Source organism: Shinella sp. H4-D48 (assembly GCF_022637395.1).
Lineage (GTDB): Bacteria > Pseudomonadota > Alphaproteobacteria > Rhizobiales > Rhizobiaceae > Shinella > Shinella sedimenti.
Genome location: NZ_CP093337.1, coordinates 3,049,683 through 3,060,216 on the forward strand (window position 1 = coordinate 3,049,683; position 10,534 = coordinate 3,060,216).

Annotated in this window: 11 protein-coding genes; 4 read left to right on the forward strand and 7 right to left on the reverse strand. The window is 63.3% G+C overall.

Annotated elements, in window-relative coordinates:
* Positions 1-16: 16 nt before the first annotated feature.
* The 6 genes from MNR02_RS15025 to MNR02_RS15050 all read right to left on the reverse strand — a co-directional run bounded on the left by MNR02_RS15025 (position 17) and on the right by MNR02_RS15050 (position 5,262).
* Positions 17-271 carry a hypothetical protein gene (locus MNR02_RS15025; protein ID WP_241947355.1) on the reverse strand — a complete coding sequence of 85 codons (255 nt, stop codon included), beginning with the start codon at positions 269-271 and terminating at the stop codon, positions 17-19.
* A gap of 606 nt (positions 272-877) precedes the next feature.
* The gene (locus MNR02_RS15030; RefSeq protein ID WP_241947356.1) at positions 878-2,047 is read right to left on the reverse strand and encodes a M20 aminoacylase family protein; all 1,170 of its coding nucleotides are present in this window, start codon (positions 2,045-2,047) and stop codon (positions 878-880) included.
* A 13-nt stretch (positions 2,048-2,060) separates the two neighbouring features.
* Entirely contained in the window at positions 2,061-2,879 is an 819-nt protein-coding gene (locus tag MNR02_RS15035) for an ABC transporter permease (RefSeq protein ID WP_241947357.1), read from the reverse strand.
* Positions 2,876-3,607 (reverse strand): ABC transporter permease, encoded by a 732-nt coding sequence (locus MNR02_RS15040; RefSeq protein WP_241947358.1) that lies wholly within the window; start codon positions 3,605-3,607, stop codon positions 2,876-2,878. The genes MNR02_RS15035 and MNR02_RS15040 overlap by 4 nt, the downstream gene beginning before the upstream one ends.
* A 70-nt stretch (positions 3,608-3,677) precedes the next feature.
* Entirely contained in the window at positions 3,678-4,460 is a 783-nt protein-coding gene (locus MNR02_RS15045) for a transporter substrate-binding domain-containing protein (RefSeq protein ID WP_241600197.1), read from the reverse strand.
* Between the two features lie 28 nt (positions 4,461-4,488).
* Positions 4,489-5,262 carry an ABC transporter ATP-binding protein gene (locus MNR02_RS15050; RefSeq protein ID WP_134650857.1) on the reverse strand — a complete coding sequence of 258 codons (774 nt, stop codon included), beginning with the start codon at positions 5,260-5,262 and terminating at the stop codon, positions 4,489-4,491.
* Between the two features lie 213 nt (positions 5,263-5,475).
* Between MNR02_RS15050 and MNR02_RS15055 the strand changes: the two genes are divergently transcribed.
* From MNR02_RS15055 to MNR02_RS15070, 4 genes are all read left to right on the forward strand, one after another.
* Entirely contained in the window at positions 5,476-6,354 is an 879-nt protein-coding gene (locus MNR02_RS15055) for a dimethylarginine dimethylaminohydrolase family protein (protein ID WP_241947359.1), read from the forward strand.
* A gap of 64 nt (positions 6,355-6,418) precedes the next feature.
* Complete coding sequence (locus MNR02_RS15060) at positions 6,419-7,054, forward strand: TetR family transcriptional regulator C-terminal domain-containing protein (protein ID WP_241947360.1); 636 nt, start codon at positions 6,419-6,421, stop codon at positions 7,052-7,054.
* A 28-nt stretch (positions 7,055-7,082) separates the two neighbouring features.
* Positions 7,083-8,273, forward strand: coding sequence for a pyridoxal phosphate-dependent aminotransferase (locus tag MNR02_RS15065; RefSeq protein WP_241947361.1), 1,191 nt, complete (start codon positions 7,083-7,085; stop codon positions 8,271-8,273).
* A complete protein-coding gene (locus MNR02_RS15070) occupies positions 8,270-9,877 on the forward strand; it encodes a 5-guanidino-2-oxopentanoate decarboxylase (protein ID WP_241947362.1) in 1,608 nt (535 codons plus the stop codon). The genes MNR02_RS15065 and MNR02_RS15070 overlap by 4 nt, the downstream gene beginning before the upstream one ends.
* A gap of 56 nt (positions 9,878-9,933) precedes the next feature.
* Here MNR02_RS15070 and mscL read toward each other — a convergent pair whose 3' ends face one another.
* Entirely contained in the window at positions 9,934-10,380 is a 447-nt protein-coding gene (gene mscL / locus MNR02_RS15075; protein ID WP_241600188.1) for a large conductance mechanosensitive channel protein MscL, read from the reverse strand.
* Positions 10,381-10,534: the final 154 nt, after the last annotated feature.

Here is a 10,534-nt window from a genome sequence, read left to right on the forward strand (position 1 = left end):
TTCGTCTGCGGTCGGATTAGTTGCCGTTAACCGGGGCTACCGAGCGGTAGTCGCCGCGGTCATAAGGCTGCTCGACAGAGGCCGACTGGCCGGAGATGACGTGCTTGTTGCCGATGCTGTTGGTACGGAACGTATCGACGTTCTGGCTCTGAACGGCATCCGGCGAACCGCCGACATAGTAGTCGCCGCTGGCGAAAGCAGCGGAGGTGCCGCCGAAGACGGAAGCTGCGATGAGGGCAGCGGCGAAGGTGGTGTTAAGGGTCTTGGTCATTGTGGTCGTCCTTTCCTATATGTGGTGTGGGAAGCGGCGGTGCGGTCTTGCTCGATTGCAGGGGCGGGCCAATTCTGGGGCGCTCACAGCTCTCTTTGCTTCAACGGTTCCGGCATCGTCTTTCCCTTGTGTTGACTTTCGGAAGCGGGGTGTGCCGCTTTCGTGATTTAAAGATGGTCCCTCATTTTGTGGGCCGCAAGGGTCTGCTTCTGGAAACAACTGTCAACGTTTGTTGAACAATGAAAACGGCGTCTAACGAGCACAACCCAAGACGATAAAATGCACCAGAACCGTCCGGCCGGACTGTTTATCTGCACAAACAATCATCAACGTAAACATCTGATTTAAAAGAATATTATTTGAACGCCTTCACCATGAGGCAATGAATGCACGTAAAGTGTGCATCACGGAACTGTCACATTAACAAATGTGGCGGTTTACACGCTGCGCGAAATTTCAAGAGTTTCACGAAGGTGTGAGAAAGAAAATTAGTGCCGGAAAACACCGTATCGGCCCGGCTAAATTGTGACGGAATTGTGTCACAGAGGTCCGCGGGGCGGACCGGTTGTCCCAAATGCCTATCAGAATCCCTACGTGATTCCCTGTTCAGGCCGGGCGAAGATAATGCTCCGTAAGTTCGGTCCAGAAGGCGGCGCCGACGGGGAGAAGGTCGTCGTTGAAGTTATAGGCGGGATGGTGGAGCGAGTGGTCGTTTTCGCCGCTCCTGCCGCCGAGGAAGAAATACGTGCCGGGACGTTCCTTCAGCATATAGGCGAAATCCTCGCTGCCCATGAAAGGACGCTCGAGATCGACGACCTTGTCGGCGCCGGCAAAGCGGATGGCAAGGTCCCGCACCAGATCCGTCTCCGCCTTATGGTTGACGGTGGCGTCGTAGAAGCGCTGATAATCCACCGTCGCCGTCATGCCGTAGCTTTCCGCCTGTCCCACGGCGACCAGGCGGATGCGGCGCTCCAGCTCATCGCGCACATTTGCATCGAAGGAGCGGATGCCCACCACGATCTCGGCGCGGCTGGGAATGATGTTGCTTGCCGAACCCGAATGGAACGAGCCGACCGTGACGACCGTCGGATCGATCGGGTGGATGTTGCGCGACACGATGGTCTGAAGCGCCATGACGATGGAGGCGCCGCAGACGATGGGATCGAGCGTCTCCTGCGGTTCTGCGCCGTGGCCGCCGCGCCCGTTGACGGTGATGCGCGCCTCGTCCACTGCCGCCATGATCGGGCCTTCGCGCAGCGCGAACTGGCCGAAGGGAAGGCCGGGCTCGTTGTGAAGCGCAAAGACCGCGTCGCAGGGAAAGCGGTCGAACAGCCCCTCTTCTACCATAATCTTCGCGCCGCCGAAATTTTCCTCCGCCGGCTGGAAGATGAGATGCACGGTGCCGTCGAAATTGCGCCGCTCGGCAATGGCCTTCGCCGCACCGAGCAACATGGCCGTGTGGCCATCGTGCCCGCAGGCATGCATGCGGCCCGGCGTCTTGCTGGCATAGGGAAGGCCGGTTTCCTCCAGGATCGGCAGGGCGTCGATATCGGCGCGAATGCCGATGGATTTGCGGCTTGTACCATTGGTGAGCGTCGCCACGAGGCCCGTCCTGGCGAGGCCGCGCGACACCGTGTAGCCGTAGCTTTCGAGATGGCACGCGATGACATCGGACGTGCGCACCTCCTCCAGGCCGAGTTCGGGATGCTCGTGCAGGTCACGGCGAATGGCCACCATTTCGGGCATGTTGTTGAGCAAGGTCGTGTGGATCGTCATGTCGTCACCGGTATCAGGCGCCCCGCGTCGGGATCCTGCTTTCGAAATAGCGGAAGCCCACCACGAGAAGTGCGGTCAGGCAGAGATAGATGAGCGCCAGGAGAAGCAGCGGCTCGTAGGTAATGTAGGTCTCCTGCCGCACCTTGGAGACGACGGCATAAACGTCGATCACGGTGATCGTCGCAACGAGCGGCGTCGCCTTCAGTTGCAGCACCGTCTCACCGTTCAGGGTCGGCAGGGCGCGATGGATGGCGCGCGGCAGCCAGATGCGGCGGAAGACGGTGAAGGGGCTCATGCCATAGGCGCGTGCGGCTTCAAGCTCGCCGGGCGGCACGCCGGCAAAGGCACCGCGCATCACCTCGCCCTCATAGGCGGCAAAGGAGATGGTAAGTGCCGCCACCCCATAAGGCCATGCCTCGCGCAGATAGGGCCAGAGGAACGAATTGCGGATTTCCGGAAACTGCGGAAAGAGCGAGCCGAGGCCGTAATAGAGCAGCCACAGTTGCAGCAGCAGCGGCGTGCCGCGGACGATGGTGCAGAACCCCTTTGCGAGCATCTTCAGCGGCCACGGCCCCGTGACCTGCACAAGGCCGATCGGCAGCGCCAGCAGGAACCCGAGGATCGACGTCACGAACAGCAGCATGAGCGTGACGCCGACGCCATAAACGAGGCGGCCGGAATATTTCGGCACCCAGTCCCAGCGCATGAACCAGACGATACAGAAGACGAGCACGGCGGCGATCACCATCAGCACGATGCGATGCGGCTTGAAGAAGCTCTGCTTCGTCGGCAGTTCGGTCAGCGCCATGGCGGCGACGGTCGGATCGCTCATCGCACGGTCTCCGGCATGCCGCGCCGGTAATGGCGCTCGATGAAGCCGATCAGCACGTTCGAAACCAGCGTGATCATCAGATAGAGTGCCCCTGCCGCGCAGAAGAAGAGCAGGTACGCCTTGGTGCTGCCCGCCGCCTGGCGGGTCACCAGCGTCAGCTCGCTGAAGCCGACGACGGCCAGCAGTGCCGTATCCTTGGTGGCGATCAGCCAGAGGTTCGAAAGGCCGGGAATGGCGTGCGGCAGCATGGCCGGCAGGGTTATGCGCCGCATGATCTGCACGGGCGACATGCCATAAGCGCGCGCCGCCTCGATCTGCCCCGCCGGCACCGCCTTGATGGCCCCGCGCAGCACCTCGGTCGAATAGGCGCCCTGCACGACGCCGATGACGAAGATGCCCGCGGCCAGGCCGCTGATATCGACCGGCCCCCAGCCAGCGGCGTTCGACAGCCTGTTGAGCACATCCGTGCCCGCATAATAGAGAATGAGGATCAACACGAGTTCCGGCACCGCGCGCACCAGCGTGGTGTAGACCTCCAGCAGATCCTTGGTCACGGGCCCGCCATAGAGCTTGCCCATCGCGCCGCCCGTGCCAAGCACCAGGCCGAGCGCATAGCCCCCGATCGCAATCTGCACGGACTGCCACAGACCTCCCAGAAGAACGCCGCCCCAGCCGGGCGGGTTGAGCGCGAGCAGGCTCCAGTTGATCAGCGATCCGGCATCGGCCATGGGGTCTCGTATCCGTTCGGGAAGGAAGCGCGGCGGTGCCCGGCACCGCCGCGGTGGTCATCGGAACCCATCAGCCCCCGTAAACGTCGAAATCGAAATACTTCTTGGTGATCTCGTCATAGGTGCCGTTGGCACGGATGGCCTTGATCGCGGCGTTGATCTTTTCCTTCAGCTCCGCCTCGCCCTTGCGCAGGCCGACACCGACGCCAAGACCGAGAATATCCGGATCGTCCTTGACGTTGCCCTTCAGGTCGCAGCAGGCAGCGCCCTGTTCGGATTTCAGGAACGCGGACAGCGCGATGGAATCCGCCTGCACCGCATCGATGCGGCCGGCGGCGAGGTCGTTGTTGGCCTCGTCCTGCGTCTGGTATTCCTTCACCGTCGCGCCGTTCTCGCCGAAATACTTGTTGGCATAGACCTGGTGGATGGTCGCGACCTGCACGCCGACAGTCTTGCCCTTCAGCCCTTCCGGCGTGGCTTCGAAGCTTTCGCCCTTCGGGCCGATGACCGCCGTCGGGGTGTTGTAATACTTATCGGAGAAATCGATCGTCTGGAGGCGCTCAGCGGTGATCGACATCGAGCCGATGATCATGTCGATCTTGTTGGAGGTGAGCGCCGGGATGATGCCGTCCCAGGCAACGGGCGTGATTACGCAATCAAGCTTGGCTTCGGTGCAGATCGCCTTCATGAAGTCGACTTCCCAGCCTTCCCAGTTGCCGGAAGCATCCGGCGAGGTGAAGGGCGGATAGGGCTCAGCGGCAAAGCCGACACGGACCTGCTGGGCCGCAGCGCCCGAAACGGCGGCGATGCCGATGGCGGCGGCAAGGGCGATTGTCTTCAAGGCATTCTTCATGATCTTCCCTCTGTTGGTCTTATGGTTTTCAGTGGATGGAACTGATGAACTTCTTCAGGCGCTCCGACTTCGGCGATCCGAACAGTTCGTCCGGCGGACCCTGTTCCTCGATGACGCCATTGGCCAGGAAAACGACATGGCTCGCGACATTGCGGGCGAACTTCATTTCGTGCGTGACGAGGATCATCGTGCGCTTTTCCTTGGCGAGATCGCCGATGACGGAGAGCACTTCGCCCACCAGTTCCGGGTCGAGCGCGGAGGTGGGTTCGTCGAACAGCATGACATGCGGCTGGATGGCGAGCGCGCGGGCAATCGCCGCGCGCTGCTGCTGGCCGCCCGAGAGGAAGGCAGGATAGGCATCGCGCTTCTCATGGAGGCCGACGCGGCGCAGCAGCGTTTCGGCGCGGTCGACCGCCTCGTCCTTGCGCACACCGAGCACATGCACCGGCGCCTCGATGACGTTTTCAAGGATTGTCATATGCTGCCACAGATTGAAGCTCTGGAACACCATGCCGAGGCGGGAGCGGATGCGCTGCACCTGCTTGCGGTCGGACGGCAGCTGCCCGCCATGGCCATCCTTCTTCATGGCGATGGTCTCGCCATGGATGGTGACCGAACCGGCGCTCGGCAGTTCCAGCATGTTGATGCAGCGCAGCAAGGTCGACTTGCCCGAGCCCGAGCCGCCGATGATGGCGATGACGTCGCCCTCATGTGCCGTGAGCGATACGCCCTTGAGAACCTCGAGCGGTCCGAAGCGTTTGTGCAGGTCCCTGACCGCGATTGCCTCGGCACGCTCCATCATCGCGCGTTTGCCTCGCGCGCACGGAAAGCCGATGCATGACTCATGCCAAATTCCCCTGTTTTTCAACGTTCCCGCGGGCATCTTCGGCCCGTCGTTCGCTTTGTTTAAGTCATCGTGGCACTTGTTAAGAAATTGTTCAAGCGTATAATAATCGTCACGCCGACTTTTATTCCGGCGCCCGTCCATCGATCCCGTTTCTGCCAGGAGTATTGAATGACCGCCTTCGGTTCGCAGGAAATGTCTGCCCCTCTCAAGCGCGTTCTCATGCGCCGTCCCGGCGCAAGCCTGCGCGCCGCCGATCCCGCCAAATGGCATTACGGGCCGACATTCGATGGCGAGCGCGCAGTTGTACAATATTCCGCCTTCGCGGAGATGGTGGAAAAATCCGGCGCCGAAATCATCTGGCTGGAAGACGATGGCGATGGCCTCGCCGACGCGATGTTCACGCATGATCCGTCGCTTATGTCGGATCACGGGGCCATTCTGCTGCGCATGGGCAAGCCGCTGCGTGTTGCCGAAACCGCGCTGCACGAAAAGGCCTATGCCGAGCGGCAGATTCCCATTCTCGGTCGAATCACGGGTGAAGGCACCGTCGAAGGCGGCGACTGCATCTGGCTCGATGCGAAGACGCTCGTCATCGGCCGCGGCGTGCGGACAAACCAGGAAGGCATCGATCAGATCACGCGCATTCTCGCACCGCATGGCGTGAGCGTGCTCGCCTACGATCTCCCGCTCTGGCAAGGCGAAGAAGCATGCCTCCACCTGATGAGTGTGATGAGCCCGCTTGCCGACAATCTCGCGTTGGTCTTCGCGCCGCTGCTTCCCGCTGCCTTCTACCAGCTCTTGAAGAAGCGCGGCATACAGCTCATCGAGGCTCCGGCCGACGAGTTCCATGCCAGCAACGGCCTATCGCTCAACGTCTTGCCGACGAAGCCCTACGACGTCATCATGGTGGAAGGCTTCCCGGCCACCAGGGCGGCGATGGAAGCGGCCGGCTGCACCGTCCAGACCTTCGAGGCCGACGCGCTCTGCATCGCCTGCGAAGGCGGGCCGACCTGCCTCACGCGGCCGGTGCTGCGCCAGGCTGCATGAGGCAATTCCAGCCAGCACATACGGGCGGATTTGCCGTCGAAACCGCCCAGAACGAGAGGATGACATGGCCCGCCGGACCTTTCATCGCGCCCCCGAGGCCGAGCGCCGCCACGACCTGATCGAGGCGACGCTCGACTGCATCGCCGAATATGGGCTCCAGGGGGCGACGGTCCGGCAGATCGCCATCAAGGCGGGCGTCACGGCCGGCCTGATCCGGCACTATTTCCAGTCGAAGGAGCACATCCTTCAGGAAGCCTATCGCGTGGTCATCGCCCGGCTGACCGAAAAGGCCGAGCGCGTCACCGGCGATGCGGAAACGCGGCTGCGCGACTTCATCGTCATCAACCTGACGGAGCCGGTCGCCAACAGCCGCAGCCTTTCCTTATGGGCCTCGTTCATCAGCCGGGTCAGCGTCGATCCGGAACTGGCGGCGATCCATCGCGAAGGCTATCTCGGCTTCCGAAACGCGCTCGAAACGCTGCTTGGCGACTTTCTGGCCGAGCGCGGCGCGGATGCCTCACCGGAGCGCTGCCGCCGGCTCGCCATCGCCATCAACGGTCTTCTCGACGGCCTGTGGCTGGAAGGTTGCCTTGCCGGCGAACTCTTCGGTGAAAGCGAACTCGTCGAGATTGCACTGACATCCATCGAAACGCTGCTCGGACTGCCGCTGAGACCGGCCGATGCCGGGCCGCGACCCTAGACCGATCATTCCCATGCGGAGGACAGCCATGCGCTACGCATCCATCACAGACCGGCTCGCAAATCTCGGCTCCGAGAAATGGGCGATCCATGCGGAGGCGCGGCGCATGAAGGCCGAGGGTCAGCCGATCATAGAGCTGACCATCGGCGAGCCGGACGTGCCCCCGGACGCGACCCTTCTGGCAGAGGCGGTGCGCGCCATGCATGCCGGCCGCTACCGCTATTCCAACGGGCGCGGCGAGCCGTCCGTCGTCGGCGCGCTGGTGCGCAAGTACGCCAAGCGCCGGGCCGGCGTGACGGAGGAGAACGTACTCTGCTTTCCCGGCACGCAGACGGCGCTTTTTGCCGTCATGCTGGGCCTTGTCGAGGCTGGCGACGCCGTGCTCGTCGGCGATCCGCTCTATGCGACCTATGAAGGCGTCATCCGCGCGACCGGCGCAGCACAGATCGCGGTGCCGCTGCGCCCGGAACACGGCTTCCACATGAAGGCCGCCGATCTCGAGGCCGCCATCACACCGCAATGCCGCGCGGTGCTGCTCAATACGCCGCACAACCCGACCGGGGCGGTGCTGACCGCGGACGAGATTGCCGAGATCGGCGAGGTTTGCCGCAAACACGACCTGTGGATCGTCTGCGACGAGGTTTACGAACAGCTGATCTTCGGCGCCGCCTTCGCGTCGCCCTTCGACAATCCGGATCTGGCGGAGCGCACCATCGTCGTCTCTTCCATCTCGAAATCCCATGCGGCGCCCGGTTTTCGCAGCGGCTGGGCCGTCGGCCCGGCGGAGTTCTGCACGCGCCTGCTTTCGGTTTCGGAGACCATGCTGTTCGGCGGGCAGCCCTTCATCGCCGATATGACGGCCCATGCGCTGGACAACCCCATCGGCACCGCCGCCACGATGCGCGCCACCTACAAGGCACGCGCGGCGCGCTTCGCCGAGGCGCTGTCGCGCGCCCCGGGCCTCGTGCCGTTGCCGCCGGAAGCCGGGATGTTCATCGTCGTCGATGTCTCAGGTACCGGCCTGAGCGGCGAGGAATTCGCCTGGGCGCTGCTGCGCGAGGAAAGCGTCGCCGTCATGCCTGGCTCTTCGTTCGGCGAAGAGGCGAAGGGTATCATCCGCCTCAGCCTCACCGTGCCCGATACCCATATAGATGAGGCCTGCAAGCGCATTGCAGCGCTTGCCACCCGCGCCACAAGCCCGAAGGAGCGCTACGCATGACCACCAAAACCGTCGGCGAAGTTCTGGTCGATCTGCTCGAAGCCAATGGTGTGGAAGTCGTGTTCGGCATTCCCGGCGTTCATACGGTGGAGCTCTATCGCGGCCTCGCCGCCTCGAAGATCCGCCACATCACGCCGCGCCACGAACAGGGCGCGGGCTTCATGGCGGACGGCTATGCGCGCGTCTCCGGCAAGCCGGGCGTCGCCCTCGTCATCACCGGCCCTGGCCTCACCAATACCATTACGGCGATGGCGCAGGCGCGGCAGGATTCCGTGCCCATGCTGGTCATCTCGGGCGTCAACAAGCGGGATTCGCTTGGCCATGGCCGCGGGCTGCTGCACGAACTGCCGGACCAGCAGGGCATGATGAAGACGCTTGCCCTCTATTCCCACACCCTGCTCAATCCTGCCGACCTGCCGCTCGTCGTCGAGCGTGCCTTCGCCGTTCTCCTGTCCGGCCGTCCCGGCCCGGTGCATATCGAGATCCCCACGGACGTGATGGCAAAGCCGATCGAGACCGGCAGCTTCAAGCCGGCCGTCGCGACACGTCCGCGCGCCGACGCCGAAACGCTGCAACGCGCCGCCATTCTGTGCACCAATGCCTCGCGCCCGGTCATCCTGGCGGGCGGCGGCGCGGTGACCGCAGAAGAGGAGATCCGCGATCTTGCGGAGCGCATCGGCGCGCCGGTCGTGACCACGGTCAATGCGCGCGGCATGCTTGCCGGCCATCCGTTGCGCGTGCCCGCCAGCCCCAGCCTCAAGGCCGTGCGCCGCCTGCTTGCGGACGCCGACCTCGTCATCGCCTTCGGCACCGAGTTCGGCCCAACCGACTACGACATCAATGTCGACGGCGGCTTTCCGCGGCTCAAGTCGCTGATCCGCGTGGATATCGATGCCGCCCAGCTTGCCCGCACGCCGCAGATGGGCCTGTCTGTCTTCTCCAGCGCCAAGACGGCCGCTGCCGGCATGCTCGGCTTCCTCGAGGGCCACAAGCCGATCAGCAACGGTTCCCAGCGCGCGGAAGCCGCACGCAAGGGCGCGTGGGGTGAGCTGACGGCGAAGATGCAGGCCGAAGTCGGCGTCATCGACGCCATCTGGCGCACGCTGCCCAAGGCGATCATCGTCGGTGACTCCACCCAGGCCGTCTATGCCGGCAACTACTATTGCGATGCGCCGCGCGCCCGCAGCTGGTTCAACGCCGCGACGGGCTACGGCGCCCTCGGCTTTGCGCCACCGGCGGCGGTGGGCGCGGCCCTTGCCGAGCCCGGCGCGCCGATCATCTGCCTTGTCGGGGATGGCGGCCTGCAATTCTCGCTTTCGGAAATCGGCTCGGCGGTCGATGCGGATGCCCGCGTCATCTTCCTCGTCTGGAACAATGACGGCTATCAGGAAATCGAAAACTACATGATCGACGCCGGCATCACACCTGAGGGCGTCAAGCCCTCGGCGCCCGACTTCATCGCCATCGGCACGGCCTATGGCGTGCCCTCGGAACGGCTTGCAGATGTGCGAGACCTGCCTGAAGCGCTTGCGCGCGCCGCCGGCCGCAAGGGCCCGAGCCTTGTGGAAATCCACCAGACCAAGACGGCCGGCGCAACGGCCTGACAGACAAAAAAGGCCCGGCAGACCGGGCCTTCTCTTCATGCTCAGGGCAGGTCGCCTCAGACGGCCGGGCGGCTCTGGCTCTTCAGGAGATCGCGGATCTCGGTGAGCAGCTGGACATCTTCCGGCGGCGTAGCAGCCTCGGGCGCACCGGCGGCCTTTTCCTTCTCCAGCGATGCGCGCATGCGGTTCACGCCCTTGATCATCAGGAAGATGATCCAGGCGAGGATAAGGAAGTTGATGAGCACGGTGATGAAGTTGCCGTAGGCGAAGACCGCGCCCTGCTCGCGGGCGGCGGCCAGCGATGTCGCCGTGACATTGCCCGACAGCGCAATGAAATAGTTGGAGAAATCGAAACCGCCCCCAGTCAGCGCACCGACGACCGGCATGACAAGGTCGTTGACCACGGATTCGACGATCTTGTTGAAGGCTGCGCCGATGATGACACCGACGGCAAGGTCCATGACATTGCCGCGGGCGATAAACTCCTTGAACTCATTGAGCATGAGGGCCTCCTTTTGCTGCGAGTGAGAAGGAAACTAATTTAGTTTTACTTCCGATGGAACTGTGAACTGTCAATCTCCCGATGGTTACACACCGCCATTTCGCGACCGGCCGTCGCAGCCTGCCTTGACGCGTTTTGCGTCTACACCCAAGGCA